Origin of the sequence: Chryseobacterium herbae (assembly GCF_025154075.1) — a bacterium.
Lineage (GTDB): Bacteria > Bacteroidota > Bacteroidia > Flavobacteriales > Weeksellaceae > Chryseobacterium > Chryseobacterium herbae.
The window spans coordinates 711554-728582 of sequence record NZ_JAOAMU010000002.1; the positions used below are offsets into that span (position 1 = coordinate 711554).

Here is a 17029-nt window from a genome sequence, read left to right on the forward strand (position 1 = left end):
AAGGTACACTTATGGTAAATGACTATAAAAAGTACGACCTTTTTGGGAAGACTTTCATGCAAAAGGTGGCATTGACTTCACCCTTCCATTTTGATTTTCCTGTGAACGAGCAGGCTTGTTTTCTCTATGTTTTACAGGGAGAATTCCAATACAAAGTTGATAGCGAGGAAATTAAATTCCCTGCCAATTATTCTTTGTTTTTGAACTGTATCACTTCAGGAAAACAGATCCATAACCCGGCCATTACAGAAAACTGTGAAATTGTCATTGTCACATTCTATCCTGACATCCTGAAGAAAATTTATGACAGAGAATTGCCGTTACTTTTGCAACCTCCGAAAAACAGGATTTCAAACCAATCGAATAAGAAAATAAATAATGATTTCCTGATCCAGAAGTATGTGGAAGGATTACTGTTTTATTTTGAAAATCCATCGCTGGTGAATGAAGATATCCTTGTTTTGAAACTAAAGGAGATTATTTTGCTGTTGTCGCAAACACAAAATGCAGAAGCCGTACAGCTTATACTGTCACAATTGTTTTCTCCCACCACGTATACTTTTAAGCAGATTATTGAAGCCAATCTGTTTTCGCAACTTACAATAGAAGAACTGGCAGAACAAAATAACCTGAGTGTATCTTCTTTCAAAAGAGAATTTGCGAAACTGTATAATGATACACCTGCCAGCTACATTAAAAATAAGAAACTGGAGAAAGCTGCCGAACTCCTGGTTGTTTCTGACCAGCGAATCACTGACGTTGCATTAGATTGCGGGTTCAATGATCTCGCGAATTTCACGAAAAGCTTTAGCGATAAATATAATACCAGTCCTTCCAATTACCGTCAGGAAAACAGATAAAAAGAATACAGTATAGCTCTTCGAAGCTTACATAAAAAGCAATCTTAAAGTGTATTTGAGATTGCTTTTTTTATGGACTAAAATGCCAAATAATTGAACGGAATCACAAAACCCTTTCCCTTTTTCTGTCGCAATTTTGCACTGTTCCCTTGACACTCAATCGAGAGTAGGAGGGAATAACAATTTTTTAACAGGGTTGGAAAACAAATTCAAACTGCCATTCAACCCAACAGATCATTTAAGAATAAAGGAATTAATATTTAAAAAATCATAAAAATGGGACTATCATGTTTAGGAATTTTTCATACGATTATTGGCATCGCTTCTATTGCAGGAGCGGTAGTGGGATTTGTCAGATACGGTAAAATCAGTTTAAAGGAATTATCGGGAAAGATTTATTTTTACGGAACGTTGATTACTTCAGTCACCGCATTGGGGATCTCGAAACACGGAGGCTTCAATGCGGGACATGCTTTTTCGGTATTCATCATTCTGTTAATAGCTGTTGCGTATTTTCTGTTTTCAAAAAAGGAGGGCAGTAGGAGAGCCCGTTATTTTGAGAATTTCCTCCTTTCTTTCAGCTTTTTCCTCTCTCTTGTGCCAACAGTGAATGAAACTTTCACCCGTGTACCGGTTGGACATCCGTTAGCAAAAGATATCACGGATCCGATCATTGGTAAAACGCTTTTGTTTCTATTCATTCTTTTTATGGCAGGCTCTGTTTATCAGTACTTCAAGCAAAAAAAGGTTAATAAAAGCACTTCACTTTATCTGGAGAGTTAATGAATGTAAAAACTCAAATAATGAGTGGTCTATGATTTTTTATGAGTTTCATTGAGCCGGTCCGGATTATAAAGACAAATAGCATTATTCAATTGAATGATGCTATTTGCTTTTGTGAGCCTAAGAGGACTCTTTTATAACTGACTTTGTGTTTTTCAAGATTTTAGATCTCCTTTTTGCTTTGCTGAACCAAAAACATATTTTTCCATTTTGCCACTGTATTTCGGCTTAATTTAAAGTTTTTCGCCACTTGGCTATTATTAAGTTTGTGTTTTTTTTGATAGTCTAAAATTTCCAAAATTGTGGGTAAATCATATGACTTATGTTTTTGGTTTTGAGCAAAGGTATTTTCATTTTTTTTAGAGAAAATGATCGCGTTGATTTTTACAACGTCCAGGGTGGATAGTTTTTCTTTCTTTAAAATTGATTGACAATAAGGTGTTTTTTCAGGAAATTTAAACTTTAAAACATCTTCATAAATTTTTCTGTAATTGGGCTGTTTTGTCATGTTTGTATTTTTTCAACCAATTGTGCACTGTAGTTTTTGGGATATCATATTCCTCAATGATCTGGTTTGGTGTTTTATTTCCATTACTGATTAATTCTAATATAAATTCTATGATTTCTTTCGTGTATATGTTTTTTCGGAATCTTGGAAGGTTTGTTGTTTTTGGTAAAGAAAAAGACTTAGAAGAAGGAGCGTACATGATCAGATGTTGAGAATAGAGTCTGAAAAAATCATATTCTAAGAGCTTGCTCAGTTTTAATAATACTTCTGAATTTAAATTTTCGGAATCATATATTTGTTTTACTTCTTCTGCAGAACATTTTAGAAAGTTACAGACTCTTGATAATTCCATTTCACATTCTTCAACACGTTGTTCTATATATAAACCAATATGAATTTTTTTTAAGCTAGGATCAGTCATTTAATTGTTTTTGTAATTTCTAAAGCAGCATTCACTGAAATGAGTATTTTAAATGCTAATTTATTTTCCGGGCAAGTAAAACATTCAGTAAAAATGCTCCTCCCCAATTATTGGTCAAATGATCAGAACGTACAATCGATACAGTAAGTCTTGTTTTTTCTGCAGTTCCGGTATTGGCAAGAGAGATAATATTGGCCACATACACGTCAGCAAATCCTGAATTATTACCTGCTGTAAGTTGGGGATATAAGTTGGCAACGTTAAAAGAAGTGCCCTGGAATTCATAAACAATAGTCATTCTGGATGGCTGATTATCAACACCACTTACTGATGTTTTAGAAATTACCCACCAGTTATCACGATCAAAATTTGCATTTGAATGGTTATTGAAATCTGAAACATATTGATGATGGGGAGGGATTATTAACTGAGCTGCATATAGTTCTACATTTGTAGGCCTTAATGCCTGCCATAAGCCGGGTGAGGGCAAAGCATTTGAGTCAAAATAATAGTATCCAGGAAGATTAATATTTATTGCCGATCCGGCTGTAGAACCGGTAGTTACATTATTGACATATATTAAAGTGGATTCCGGGACCGCTGGCGTCGTGTTGTTTCCCATTGCCTGTGCTCTCGCCCTGTCTATATTAGGTATTATTATACCATCTTTAATGGTCGGGTTTGCAGATCCCGAAGATATTTTTGCCGTAATGTCCAGTGTAGATCTGGGTACGCTATTATTTATTCCAATCTGGGCATCTGCTCTTGAGAAAATGGCAGACATACCAATAACAATAGCTATAAAATTTTTCATCTTTTGTGGTTCTTTTTAACTGCAAAAACATTTCAATACCTGATCCCGTATTAAGACAGATTTAGACTGTGTTTTTCAGTTTTTACTTATTTATTTGCCAAAAGTATCTCCATTGTGGTTAGAAAGCAATTTTTTATCTGTCACTATATCGGATAGTAGAAAATATTAGTCTTCTATGCTTCGAAAGATAAATTGTTGATCCCGGTTTGAAGACATTTTATTGTGCAAAATTCTTCTATATATAGGAATTGGCAACATCATTTCATGCCGGCAATGAAAGGTATATTTTGCCTTCAAGGTTTGAAAAGCCTCTGTACTCCCGAAATGTTCAGGCCATTTTATTTTGCATCTGCTCACTTCATTATTGAGCTCTAATATTTGACAAAAAATCAGAGAATCGATTTTCATTAAAATTCATTTTATCAAAATGAACGTTCCCAGTTGATTCTACATCACAGTAGAATGCTTTCCATAATATATTTATAAGGTGTTGATTTTTAAATTGTTTAAGATTAGTGTTTTCTACTATCCGATATAGTGATACATGAAAAATTGTTTTTAGATATCACTAAGGGTAGATTTGTAAAAAAATAAATGTCCCCCGATTTCTTAATAAAATAAGTAAGGGGGATGATATTAAACATTAATAAAAAATACAAACATTGAAAAAAATTATTATTATTGGAGCGCTTGTTTCTTCATTATTCGCTAGTTCGCAAGTAGGGATTCAGACTAGTACACCACAGAAAACATTACACATCAATGGTTCTTTACAAATTACTAGTGAATTAAATGTTGGTGGAAATGCTGCAACAGCTGGAAATGCTGGAAATGCTGGGCAGGTTCTTAAATCAAGTGGCGCCGGAATGCCTCCGGTATGGCAGAATCTGGCGGGGGTTCCTAACTCAATTGGTACTGTAATCGTGGTCAATGGAGAGTTTCTTGTAGCTCAGGAAATTGTAGCACAAATGACTGCGGATTTTACGCTGCCTGCTGCATCTCCGGGTGCTGGAAAAATTGGTAATTTGAACTTTGAAATCATTGATAATGAAAATTCCTATACAGCCAGTACTACGGACAATTCTTTTAAAGTTACTACAGATGGAACCTACCAGATCATGATGAACCTGCAATTGTCAGGAGAAAAGGGGAGTTGGCCGGTAATCGGAATATGGAGTGATACAGATGGAAATTGGGTGGCACGGGTAAATGATGAATACACAGCAAATACTGGAAATTCTTTACAGACTTATACTCTTATCACTTCAATACCCCTGTTTACTTCTAAAACATATTCTTTCAGAGTAGCGGGAACTGCTGCTAACCCGGTAATTATAAAAAAGCAGAGCTCAGGAAGCACTGGAGGAGGTCCGGTATCTCAGGTGTCTGTAAAACGTTTAAAATAGTAATATATACAGATACTAAACCAAAGTGGGTCATATTTGTTATCATAACATGATTATTACGGTGAAAAATTGCAAGGAGACTGACAAGGTCTCCTTTTTTTTATGTTAAATTCCTACGTTTAATCTTTAATTCTAATTTTCTTAACCCAAGCCCGGTAGCTTATACTTGGAAAAATCTTACACTACTTTTATTCTGGTGAATTTAAAAAGAGTGAGATGTAGTTGAAGATATTTTTATATTAAGATGTTTTAACATTCTATTTAGTCATATTGAAACAAAATATCATTAATTTTAATATAAAATAAGCTCATTGCTGTTGTAAATCAAAAAAAATATATTGTTTTTTCGTAAAGTTTATAAGAATTTTTTATTTCTTTTCTTTTGAAGTTACATATTAGTCAGGGCCAAAAATTATGACTTGTGATGAAAATATTTATTTCTTTAATCCTATTACTCTACCAGTTATTTTATGGTCAGGAAGTACCACAGAATTCGCTACGTAAAGAAATAGAAACACTTTATTATACAAGAACGTCAAATGCTGATGATACTTATTCACTCGGGGAAAAGATCGTTCAGCTCTCTAAGAATGAAACAGAATTTTCAAAAGGATATATTTTAATCGCGGATGCTCTAAACAAAAAAGGAAACTACAGCAAAGCTGTTTATTATTACAAAAAAGTAGATTCTCTTTCTGATATTTCAAATAACTACAGTGATAAAATAACCGCCAATTTCTTTTTATCAGCCATTTATAAGAGGCTTTCTTTAAAAAAGCAATCCCAAGCCTATTTTATAAAAGTAAAAACAATTGCCAATACAATAAAGACCCCTGAAATTTTAGCAATGTCTAATGAGTTGGAAGCGATCTTATTGATGGAAGACCTGAAATATTGTGAAGCAATTCAGGTAAAAAACGCACAAATAAATTTTGATAAAAAATCTTTAGAAAAAAATAATAGTATAGAAAATGTAATTTACTATGGAATAGACAATATTACATTATCCTTTTGTTACTTGAAATGTGGAAATGACACCAAAGCTCAATTTTATTTAACAGAATACGAGAAAATTTTAAAAATAGTCCCCCAAAGTGATATAAAGTACTTAAGACTTTCTTTGTACTTTTTAAATAAAGCAATTATCTATGCCGAAGCCAACCAGAGAGATGCTGCAAAGTATTGGTTTAATAAGGCCTATGCAGATGCTGTAAAAAATAAAAATACTTTATATATTATGCGGGTCATAGAAGAAGAAATGCATTATGCTATTTTAGATCCGAAACTGCAAAAAGCTCACTTTGACCAATATATAAGACAAAAACAAATTCTCAGGTCTCATGCAGAAAAAATAATTGCTCAGGAAGAATCACAACAGGGATCCGGAATAGCATCTGTAAGAATCGTAATATTGATAGGTTCTTTACTTATAATCGCTCTCTTCATTTTATTTAATAAAAAAATAAGATTACTATTTGGAAAAAAAACAAGTCTTCCCTATAATAAAGTTAAATCTATTCAGGCTATTGAATACGAGTTGTCTACAGAAATTTTAGAAAAAGATGATGTTTCTTCAGGCTCTGAAAAGAAAGAAAGTATAATAATGATGTCCAAAGAACGGGAGGAGGAACTTTTGGACAAAATCAAAAAATTTGAAGAAGGTATACTGTATACGGAAAAAAATTTTTCAATGGCACAGATGGCTTTGGTCTTGGACTCAAATGCTAAATATATCAACTATATTCTGCAAAAATACAGAGGAAAAACTTTCAGTGATTACGTGAACGAATTGCGGATAAAATTCATTGTTAAAAATCTTGAACAAAAGTCTGAATATTTAAATTATAAAATTAATTATCTTTCAGAAATCTCCGGATTTTCTTCGCATAGCAGATTCACTTATATTTTCAAAAAAGAGCTCAATATTTCGCCATCCGAATTTATTTCTAATCTTCGTGAAAAGAAAAATAATTAATAATCTATAAAAATAATGGGTTCCGTTTATAAGTTAAGCATACAGGCTACTTTTGAATAATGATGATAAGCGATGCAACCGATTTGCAATTTCGTTTACTTGAAAATTCAAAAGTAGTAGTATGCTTTGATGTTTTTCCGGATTAGGAAATGGCTAGTGACTTATTTCTTAGGCTTCAAAGAAAAATTATCGATATAAACCGCCTGATGCACTCCATTAAGCAAAACTTTTACGCCTAAATGGGTATCTTTTTTTAAAGTAATAGTAAATACTTTTTTATCTCCTGTTATCTTGGATGGTTTGGCTATGGAAACATACGATTTTGGATCGGATGCATTGCTGATGGTGAACAGTTCAATAGTAGTTTCTCCTCCGTTATCTGAAGCATCCATGGTCAATGTATAGCTTCCTCCTTTAATTTTTGGAGTCACTAAATACATATTTTCTCCAGGGTTTGTCATCGAATAAAATATGATTTTTTTGTCACCGGCGTAAAGCATTGCCTTTCCCTGTTGAGCCGTCCAGCACTTGTTCATCTCTTTCCACGTGTCAAAATTTTCTGTAATGGTGGATACCGTAGAACACTGTGCGTTTGCTGTTAAAAATCCTCCTAAAGTCATTATTCCTGCGAGTACGATCTTTCTCATATATTATTTACATATTATCACGTAAAAATAGTTAAAAACCGCCATATCGGAAAGTTATTTTTAATTAATCCAGATTAAAATAAAGAACCGATAAGAAGTTGAGCTGGAAGCTTCATTATGCACGGACCAATCCGTATTCCATTGCTAATTTTATGGCCGTACTTAAGTTGGTGGTTTTGAATTTGACAATCAGGTTTTTACGGTGACTTTCTACAGTGTGTGGGCTTATGCATAACTTATCTGCTATCTGAATAGTAGTAAGACCTAAAGATGCTTCCAGTAAAATTTCCTTTTCTCTGCGGGTTAATTTAGGGACTGCATTCAATCCCGAATTCGTTTTCATCTCTACAATTTTTTGGGTCTGATTGCACAGGAATTTCTCACCCTTAAGGATCGTCTGTATACCTAAAATGATTTCCGTGACCAGAGCATTCTTCTGGATGTAGCCCATAGCGCCTTCTTCCAAAGTACTGTTGATGACGGCAAACTCATTGTGCACACTCAACATCATGATCTGGGTAGCCGGATATTTTTTCAATATAGGTTTAATCAAATCTATACTGTTGCCATCGGCAAGGTTAATGTCCAGTAATAAAACATCTAAAACCTGGTTTTCCAATCCTGCAAAAAGTTCACTTGCTGAAGAGTAGCAGCCAACGACTGTAAAATTCTCTTGCTGGGAAAGAATATTTTTTAAGCCTTCCAGCAATAATGGGTGATCATCGGTTATAGCAATTTTAATCATGGTTTGTTTTTATTTTGGAAATTTTATTTCAATATTGGTTCCTATATGGATCTGGGATTCTATCTGCAGAGTGCCTTTCAGGAACTCAACGCGTGAACGGATATTGTGAAACCCTGCAGAATGAGAATGATTCAGGATCTTGGTTTCAAAACCTTGTCCATCATCCTCCACGATAATAACATACTCGGATTCATTTTCGATAAACTGAATAATGATCTGCTCTGCAGCAGCATGTTTTACGGCATTATTGACCAATTCCTGAACAATCCTGTACACCAGCAACTGACTTTCCAGCGGTAGCTGATTTGAATAATATAAAAACTGAACATCCACATCCAGCGTTGGAGTCGCCATTCGGGAAACATACTCCATCAACGTTTCCTGAAGACCATACTTCAGCAGCAGATCGGGCATCAGATTATGGGCAACACGGCGAAGTTCATCCACTGCGATGTCGATCTGCGCCATGGATCGCTCTATTTGCGGCTGATGGTGATCGCTGGATTTATCCTTTAATAAAAACAGATTCATTTTGGTTCCGGAAAGCAAACTTCCAAGGCCATCGTGCAGATCCCGGGCTATTCTTCCCCGTTCCTGTTCCTGGCCTTCCAGCATCAGCGTAAGGTTGGATATTTTTGAGTTCTGGATCACCGTTTCCATTTCAAGAAGATGTAATTTTTCTTTTTGCTTAATGCCTTTTGTTCTCTGAAAATAAGCATAAAGCAGCAGGATGAGCAGTAAAGAAACCGAGGCCGTCAAACCGATATAGAATGTATTGATTTTCTCGTTATAATCAACTTTGGCTTTATAGAGATCTACTTCCCGTTTTCTGTTAGAGGATTCCAGCTGCGACAAACGAAGTTCCTGGGCTTTTTTACTGTTTTCTATTTCAGTGAATTCTAATTTTCTAAACTGATTCTCTTTCGTTAATTCCAGGTTTTCCAATTGCTGAGCCTGCTGCAGACTTTGCCAACTCATTTCTTTAAGACGCTGTTCCTGTTTTTCAGAGGCTAGCTGTAACCGGAGCAATTGCTGCTTTTGCTTCTCTCTTTCATACTGAATCTCTAATTTTTTACCTAAGGCAGCGTTTTTCTGATCATAAATCTGTTTGAAGGTTTCTATATATTTCTTTTGGTAAAATATGGCTTCTTTAAAATTATTTTCGTCTTGAAAAAGCTTGGAGAGGTTTTCAAAAATGGAAAGCTTGACCTGCGGATCTTCAATATTATTATACTCTGATTCTGCCAATGCGGTCATCAGATAGTTTTTTGCTTCTTCATGATGACCATTCTGCAAAGCTAATTCTGCCAGAATACCGTTTGCGGACGCTGCATGATCATGATTTCCTGTAGCAGTACCTTGGGTTTTAGCTAAATTGGCATAATATAGCACCTTGTCTCTGTAGGATTCCGGGAAATAATTTAAATACAGATTCGCCAGATTGATCGCTACAAAAGAAAGCGTGGAAGGAATTGGCATACGCGCCTTATTGGCTTTATAGGTATCAATTGCTTTCAGATAATAAGACTCTGCCAGGTTAATAAAAGCTTTATTATCAGTAGATTCATAACGTTTTTCATACATATAGCCCATCGCCATATATGAATCAAACAAATTCATGGGATCTTTCTGCTGTAACGCAATTTCCAGGGATAACTTACTGTATTTCTCCTGCAGCTGATATTCATTCCAGTCGGCATAAATGCTGTTTAATTCCCGGTATACTGATGCTTTTCTATTATTTAAACTTTCAGAATTGGGCGCTTTTTCATACAGTGACAGCGCTTTTAAAAAATAGCGGACTGCCTCAGCTTCTTTATTATTACGGGTATGGATCCAGCCCAATCCATAGGCTACATATCCTTTTGTTTCCTGATCTTTTGTTTTTGCTTCATAAAATTGGGCAAGTCTGGATGCATTTTCATAGGCTTTAACATTGTCCAGCAGTCTGTAACTGATCGCAGCAATAATATATAAATAGGCCGCATATTTTCCGTCCGGTTCCTTTTTAGCATAAGCAATATTTTCATTTAAAACGGCAATAGCTTTATCTTCCTGTTTATTGAAAAAAAGGGCCTGTGCATACTTTCCGGTCATCATCATTCGCTGGGTACTTCCCGGTTTGTATTTTTTGTACAGCTGTTCAGGGCTGTCGGAAAGTTCCTGAGCTGATGCAGTATGACCCGCTAAGACAAGGCATAGAAAGATAAGGGGATAACGTAAAAAAGGGAAAAAATTGATCAGCATTTTTCAGTTTGTAAAGAAGGCAAAGTTATTACTTTGCAGTTTCTCTCGGGTTATGTTTCATAGTTAAATTAAATAATATGACGGTCTTTACTATCAAAGGTGAGTCATTTCATAGATGAAGCCAAAACTCGTTATTCTTATGCGTTTTTTCAATCCCTGTTTTCAGCTAATTTCGGGAATATACTGAACTGAACAAATTGGCTGAAAACAGGGATGTTTTATCATGGTTTTTTTTTACAAATTTGCCTTTAGCATTTGTCGAAACAAAATAGATAATCAAAAAGGAGATGAAAATAAGATGTAATTTTGATTCAGAAGGTATGTTGATTGTCGTGAGCATATCATAAATAAAGAGCAAAGCAATGAAGAAAACAATTTTGATTTTTTTACCCTTACTGATGACGATTTCCTGTAAAGATAAAAAACAGGAAACAAAAAATAAAGTAGCACATCCTCAGGAGCAGGTTCAATCCAATAAGAAATCAGCAGATCTGAAACAGGATCCGGTTGAAGAACCAAAGGAGGCTATCAGTATTCTTCTCCCTAAAGAATACAGGGACTTTGGAAAAGAAAATGAGGTCAATGGACTCGCAAAGGATTGGCTGGATTTATATCAAAAGAACGGAAAGTTTTATTTGGGTAAAGCTGACTATACCGTTACAAGAGAATATTCTGAATGTTCAGGAGATTCTACGAAAGTCATTAATTCTAAAAATAACAGTCTTTTACTAATAGGCCATTCACGATTGACATCTGGTGAAATAAAGACAGTGAAAATTGTGAAGAATAAAATATGGCCAAAGGAAAAATTAAAATTCCATTTTGGAAATGAAGAGTACACATTGCGTGCAGAAGGGAAAGTGCTTTCATCAGAAAAAGTACAGACTGATGAAGGAGAGGAGCTCTATCAGAATGTAAAAGATTATAAGCTCTATCTGTCAGCAAATAATGCTCAGGAAACTCTGTTTTTAGAGGAAGAATCATTCAATTATACTTTTGTGGAATTACTTTTTATAGGAGATATTGATAAGGATGGAAAGCCTGACTTTATTTTTGGAGCCAACAGAGATTATGAAGAGGAACGGGTGATTCTCTATCTTTCTTCCCAGGCGAAAAAAGGAAAACTCATTAAAAAAGCAGCAGAAGTTGCCATTCAATTTGATTGCTAAGACAAACAAAACACAAACAATTTTTATTTAGAAACAGGTAAGAACACAAATTAGCTGAAAGCAGGGATTTTCTGCGGTGATGATTTTACAGATCTTTGTCTGTATTATTTCGGACACAAAAACACAATGATGAAATTTTTTCTAGGTGTCCGAAAAAGACAATGCAGAGCTATAATGAGAGGAAGTGAAATTGCCTATCTAAACCTTTAAAAAACATGAAAAAATTATTTACATCAGCGGTTCTCGCCCTGATCATAAGCATTCACGTCAGTGCACAGGAAAAAATCTATTTTGATGAAAACTGGGAGAAAACCACGCAGAGCAAAATGGAATTTTACCGGGAAACAGAGCGTAAAGGGAAACTCACTTTAATCAGAGACTTTTATAAGAACGGAACCCTTCAGATGGAAGGTCTTGTTTCGGATGCTACGCCGGGAAATGAAGTCTATGAAGGTAAAATCACCTGGTACAATGCGGAAGGCAAAGTAGTGAGTACAGGGACCTTCTCAAGAGGTAACAAGATAGGACCGGCTAAGACTTTTGATCAGCAGGGAAGAGTTCAGGAGGATTTGGTTTATAAAGCAGACGGTACTTTTACAGGTAGCATCTACAACTATAAAAACCCGGAAGAAATGTCTTATAACAACACGATTACCACGTATGATACTCCCGATAGTTTCAAATCCGTTGTCTATGATGAAGATATTAAGGGAATCCGCTATGAGACCATGAGTAACAGCAAAGAAGAACTTTTTGAAACTAAATTTTACGGCGAAAAAGGAAAATATATCGGCTCAAACACCTCCGGAAATTCCAGCGATAAGGTGATGGTAGAGTATTATCAGGATCCGATGAAGGTTTCCAAAATTGAAAAGCAGAACAAAGACGGAATCGTAACGGAAACGACCATCTACTCCAAAAATGGGGTGATTCTTCAGGAAGACAAGAAAAACAAAAAAGGTGGCTATCAGAAAACCTATGATGAAACGGGTAAGCAGATCGGTAACCTTACTTACATTTATGATAAGGAAATTGAGTATTACAAGCCACAGGACGGCGAGGATTATCAGTACAATTACGAGTTTTCCGGCTTCTCGGCTATCAATATTTATAAAGACGGGGCTTTAGTCCTGAATAAATATTTTGATGAAAATGGAAAATTATCTTCTGAACAGGTTGTAAAAGATGAGATACCCCAGGAGATCAGATATTATCATCCGGACGGAAAGCTAAAAGGGACAGTGACCTATAAAGACGGTATGCCTTATGATGGAACTTTGTATGAGGAACTTGTCGAACAGCAGTATAAGGATGGTTTTTTAATACACTCCAGATCTTTTAGAGAGGAGGGGAAATTAAAACTGGAAACAAAAATGAATGCAGATCAGACCGTATACAATTCTACTATTTATGATGAAAACGGAGCTGTTGCATACACCTACAGCCAGCTGGTCGAACAGGAGAGTGGTTTCACAGCGCAGATTGTGCAATATGCCAAAGGAAAGGCGGCCAATAAATCGGTGGTAAAAGATGGCATTCTTCAAAGTGGAAAAATTAAATATAAATCCGAATATGGTTCAAAGGAGCTTGAACGCAGTGGAAAATGGGTTCTGATCAAACTTTTTGACCTTGAAGGAAAATTAACTCAAGAAGGTAAAATTCTTGCAGAAACGATAGAGGACAATTCTTACAGTTCATTAAATACTTTTCTCACAGAAGCGGATCTTCAGTACGAATTTTCCGGACCTTTATCAGCAGCTGAACCGGCATTACCATGATCAATAATAAATTTTTAATCTTATATCTCTTTGTACAGCATTGACCATTCTAAGCTGTCAGAACGAGAAAAAAGACCAACCCAAAAACGAAATAACCGGAAAACAATCCCATCATAAACCATCCAGCCAACCGCAGGAAAGCCATTCACCAAAATCAAATCTCAATACAACGGACAATATTGTTTTATCAAAAAAACACAGTCCAAATTCAATTTCCTGCGATTTGGACGGAGACCATGTACCGGACACGATCAATATTGTTCAAAATACAGACAATAAAAAATACGATCTGGAAATTATTTTCGGTAACAAAAAAGTGGAATATCTGGGCATGGGAAAAGAGATTTTAGGTCAGGGATTTGATGATATAGACTGGGTCGGAGTGTTTGAAAAAGCGCCCAAAGGCCAAATCTATTGGAATAACGTCAATGAAGATGGAGAGATCATGAGCGACGACGAAGTAAATGAATCCGATAAAATCAAACTCCCCAATGACGGAATTTTCATTCATCAGGAAGAAGCCTGTGGTGGTGGCATCATCTATTTGAAGGACGGAAAATTTGAATGGATACAGCAAGAGTAGGATACCTGGATGTATAATTTTACTTTCTGAATCTGAAGTAAAAGATTTAGTAATTGATCATATTTTAGAATCCCTCGATGAGTTGAGGGATTTTTGTTTGGTAGAGTAAAAATATTAATTATCGTATTTACCTGGACTTTGTAGAGTGGTTGGAATACGGTAAGGCTAATTGATTTCCATGATCATGGTGTATTTATCAATCCCTTTACTAAATCCATCCGGGACAATCTCTACCGTTTTAAACCCATTCTTTTCATAAAACTCAGCAGTATGCTGTGAGGTTTCAATTTTGTAGGGTATGGAAGGATACGTTTTTTTTAACAAATCGATTCTGTATTGGGTAAAGGCTTTTCCAATTCCTTTTCCATGGTAATCGGCGTGAACCATTCCCCAGGATAATCCTCCAAGATGATCCCTTGTATCCAGGAAAAATCCACCACATCCTACTACATGACCATCGATTTTTACCACGAAGTAGTTCTCTTCGGTATCATCATCCAGAAAGTTTTCAAAGAGCGGCAATTCTTCGACAGCAAAAAATTTAGGTTGATTACTCTTAAAGATTTGGATACAATCTTCTCTGAAAATTCTTGTATAATTGATGATTTTCATAAATAGGTGTTGGGTAGTACCAAGATACAGGAAATTTTGTAATTACGGTTTTGGCGTGCTAGAGAATATTGGAAGTAGTTTTTTTCACATATTATTTTTTACGGCTTGATTGAAATAGAATCTCAAAAGTCAAGAGAGTTCGGAGAATGAGGTAACTTTGTATTAAAATTAATATCTAGAAAAAAGGTCCAAAGCGACACTAATATTATCTCTATTAGTATCTTCAGTAAAAGAATTTTTACTCATATGATCTAAGACTAATTCAACATCTGTATGAGAGTGATTATTAAGATCAAAGTAGGTTATTTTATTTTCGGCATCAAAAAATTCGAGATAAGAATCACCATTAGCAAAATTTATAATTTTTGGTGTTGGTGAGCTTAGTCGATCCAGCTGGCTCTCATATCTCTTGATTTTACTATTTAAATTCACTTCTTTTCTACGATATTCAGAAAGTTCAAGGTTAGTTATCTCAATGTCTTTTTTTTGGTTTTCAGTAGTATTATGTAAACTGTCAAGTAATTGCTGCTTAATCCCTAAAGCATGATCATGCATATTCTGAAGTTGATGCATCTCTAATTTTAGAGTATTTATTTCCTGTTTTTTTTGACTCAATTCATTATCAAACTCATTTGCAAATGTTTCTAGCTCATTAATCTTTGTTGTTTGTTGAACTACTAGATGGCCTTGCATTTTATAATTTTCACTAATAGTGTCAAAGTCGCTTGATAGCTCTCTTACTTTCTGTCTTTGAATTTCATATCGTTCCGAATATTGATCTCTATCATCTTTGATATTGTCATATTCTTCTTTAAAAACAACTTTATCACTAATAACTTTTTGTGTTATCCAAGGCATAATTTTAAATTCAATAAATGTGGAAAGTGTTCTCACACTAATAACAAGTAAATAACCTATTAATATAATCGATAATGTAATGCCTATATTTATCAAAGCTTCAATGATAATATTTTGACCGGATAAGTATTCTGTTATGAATTTTATCTTATTATTGAGAGTTGTTTTTTCATCGAAATTGAAAACGCTATAAACTAAAAGCCAATTTCTAGCGATTGATACTAAAATTAATGTACCAAAGAAAGGGTTTGAAACCTTTTCTTTTATATTAGTAAAGAAGTCTGTAATAGGGGTGAAATCCATTCGAATAAATTTTAGCCAAGCCTACAATGTTTGAATGATAGTAAAATGGCTTATAATTAATTAATATTAGAATAATAATTTGTCATTTTGTATTTATTCTAAACATCGCAAAGTTTAAAGAAATTAATGTTCAGAATATAAAATCAAACTATATTTAAAATTGCAAATATCCAATTCTTTTGGGGATTTTATTAATGCTTTATAATTGTTCATTGAAGAGTATCCATTACTTGATGAAGACTATTTCTATAATATTCAGAATATACTGTAAAACCTTTTTCCATATAAATAGATTTTTAATTTCTCGAATATACAAATAAACTGAAATCTACATTTACGGTTTTTCGTAATATTATGACTACAATTATACTAGTAAATTTATTCATTGTTGGCGCAAGTGTACGCTTTTATCCAATGACTATAATCGGGTGTGAACCAGAGCTTTGTGCAAATGTGAGGTAACAGATAATCCCAACTCACGTCAGGATTATTATTTATATTGTTTTTGAAATCTATTTAAGAAGCGACCAAATTGCAACCCCAATTCCCACATAAGCAGTCACCGTAATAATATCAGCGATAGGTTGTGAAAAGCGTTTTTCCGCAATTTTCTCACCATTGATTTGGTTCTTATGGAATTTCAGAATTTTCTTAGGATTGCTAATTGGGTGGGCCACCAGACTGTCGCTTTCCCACTTGTCAACGATGATTTTATAACTCTTGCCATCAACGTCAATTTTAAATTTTTTATTAGGGGCAAGTTTCTCCTGAACATTGATGGGAACAGGTGTTGGCTGTGAACTCTGGCCTTGGGATTCAGCTATTGAACTTTTCATTTGCTCAGAAGCATTATTAGCAAGAGCTGTATTCTTTTTAGAGTTCTGCTTATTGTCGGCCACTGGATCCACTGGCTTTTTAACCTGGTACGTATAGCAGCTGCTAAGACAAAATGATATGATGATGAGATAAAAATTCTTTCGCATGGACCAAATTTAAGAATTAAACGGAATATTTAGTATTTTCTTTTGTAAGATCCTGTTAAAAAACTCTATCCGCTGGCGCAAGTGTCCCGCTTATGTCTCAAAAGTTTATTTAAACACTACTTTATAGTTCAGTAAACGAAGAAATCATCAATTCTTAATTAATTCAATGAAGCGAATGTTTATCCGTCCGCTTAATCAGCGATGAAATCGCCCCCTTTGCTCCCCTTAAAATCATAAGAGTTATAATAAGACCTTTGCGTCTAAAAAAACTTTGCATACTGTCCAATTTCCCTCTAGTTCCAAAGTGATAAAATGTAGCTAAACCATATAGAATTTT

The 17029-nt window shown here is 34.7% G+C and carries 16 protein-coding genes; 7 read left to right on the plus strand and 9 right to left on the minus strand.

Features of this window, described 5'->3' with window-relative positions:
• Positions 1-11: 11 nt before the first annotated feature.
• Positions 12-860 carry a helix-turn-helix domain-containing protein gene (locus N0B48_RS09270; protein ID WP_259838454.1) on the plus strand — a complete coding sequence of 283 codons (849 nt, stop codon included), beginning with the start codon at positions 12-14 and terminating at the stop codon, positions 858-860.
• 276 nt (positions 861-1136) lie between these two features.
• A complete protein-coding gene (locus tag N0B48_RS09275; RefSeq protein ID WP_259838455.1) occupies positions 1137-1643 on the plus strand; it encodes a hypothetical protein in 507 nt (168 codons plus the stop codon).
• A gap of 163 nt (positions 1644-1806) precedes the next feature.
• On the opposite strand, the gene N0B48_RS09280 is transcribed toward N0B48_RS09275, so the two are convergent.
• Genes N0B48_RS09280 through N0B48_RS09290 form a run of 3 tightly spaced genes read right to left on the minus strand, consistent with a single transcriptional unit; the run spans position 1807 to position 3386 of the window.
• Positions 1807-2151 (minus strand): helix-turn-helix domain-containing protein, encoded by a 345-nt coding sequence (locus tag N0B48_RS09280; RefSeq protein ID WP_259838456.1) that lies wholly within the window; start codon positions 2149-2151, stop codon positions 1807-1809.
• The gene (locus N0B48_RS09285) at positions 2117-2572 is read right to left on the minus strand and encodes a transposase (RefSeq protein WP_259838457.1); all 456 of its coding nucleotides are present in this window, start codon (positions 2570-2572) and stop codon (positions 2117-2119) included. Before N0B48_RS09285 ends, N0B48_RS09280 begins: the two co-directional genes overlap by 35 nt.
• Positions 2573-2627: 55 nt before the next feature.
• Entirely contained in the window at positions 2628-3386 is a 759-nt protein-coding gene (locus tag N0B48_RS09290) for a hypothetical protein (protein WP_259838460.1), read from the minus strand.
• Positions 3387-4048: 662 nt separating this feature from the next.
• On the opposite strand from N0B48_RS09290, the gene N0B48_RS09295 reads away from it, so the two are divergent.
• The gene (locus tag N0B48_RS09295) at positions 4049-4792 is read left to right on the plus strand and encodes a hypothetical protein (protein WP_259838463.1); all 744 of its coding nucleotides are present in this window, start codon (positions 4049-4051) and stop codon (positions 4790-4792) included.
• A 424-nt stretch (positions 4793-5216) separates the two neighbouring features.
• A complete protein-coding gene (locus N0B48_RS09300) occupies positions 5217-6767 on the plus strand; it encodes a helix-turn-helix domain-containing protein (protein WP_259838465.1) in 1551 nt (516 codons plus the stop codon).
• A gap of 161 nt (positions 6768-6928) precedes the next feature.
• Here the strand turns inward: N0B48_RS09300 and N0B48_RS09305 are convergent, their stop codons facing one another.
• The 3 genes from N0B48_RS09305 to N0B48_RS09315 form a co-directional block, all read right to left on the minus strand.
• Positions 6929-7414 carry a hypothetical protein gene (locus N0B48_RS09305; RefSeq protein ID WP_259838466.1) on the minus strand — a complete coding sequence of 162 codons (486 nt, stop codon included), beginning with the start codon at positions 7412-7414 and terminating at the stop codon, positions 6929-6931.
• A gap of 115 nt (positions 7415-7529) precedes the next feature.
• A complete protein-coding gene (locus N0B48_RS09310) occupies positions 7530-8159 on the minus strand; it encodes a response regulator transcription factor (RefSeq protein WP_259838467.1) in 630 nt (209 codons plus the stop codon).
• Between the two features lie 9 nt (positions 8160-8168).
• On the minus strand, positions 8169-10406 hold the full coding sequence (locus N0B48_RS09315; protein WP_259838468.1) for a sensor histidine kinase: 2238 nt from the start codon (positions 10404-10406) through the stop codon (positions 8169-8171).
• Between the two features lie 362 nt (positions 10407-10768).
• On the opposite strand from N0B48_RS09315, the gene N0B48_RS09320 reads away from it, so the two are divergent.
• The 3 genes from N0B48_RS09320 (at position 10769) to N0B48_RS09330 (ending at position 13936) form a co-directional block, all read left to right on the plus strand.
• Positions 10769-11575, plus strand: coding sequence for a hypothetical protein (locus N0B48_RS09320; protein WP_259838469.1), 807 nt, complete (start codon positions 10769-10771; stop codon positions 11573-11575).
• A gap of 215 nt (positions 11576-11790) precedes the next feature.
• Positions 11791-13353: a toxin-antitoxin system YwqK family antitoxin gene (locus N0B48_RS09325; protein WP_259838471.1), complete on the plus strand. Its 1563-nt coding sequence runs from the start codon at positions 11791-11793 to the stop codon at positions 13351-13353.
• Between the two features lie 40 nt (positions 13354-13393).
• Entirely contained in the window at positions 13394-13936 is a 543-nt protein-coding gene (locus tag N0B48_RS09330) for a hypothetical protein (RefSeq protein ID WP_259838472.1), read from the plus strand.
• 165 nt (positions 13937-14101) lie between these two features.
• Here the strand turns inward: N0B48_RS09330 and N0B48_RS09335 are convergent, their stop codons facing one another.
• The 3 genes from N0B48_RS09335 to N0B48_RS09345 form a co-directional block, all read right to left on the minus strand.
• Positions 14102-14548: a GNAT family N-acetyltransferase gene (locus N0B48_RS09335; RefSeq protein ID WP_259838473.1), complete on the minus strand. Its 447-nt coding sequence runs from the start codon at positions 14546-14548 to the stop codon at positions 14102-14104.
• A gap of 168 nt (positions 14549-14716) precedes the next feature.
• Entirely contained in the window at positions 14717-15709 is a 993-nt protein-coding gene (locus N0B48_RS09340; protein WP_259838476.1) for a hypothetical protein, read from the minus strand.
• 512 nt (positions 15710-16221) lie between these two features.
• Positions 16222-16692, minus strand: a complete 471-nt coding sequence (locus tag N0B48_RS09345) for a hypothetical protein (RefSeq protein ID WP_259838477.1) — start codon at positions 16690-16692, stop codon at positions 16222-16224.
• Positions 16693-17029: the final 337 nt, after the last annotated feature.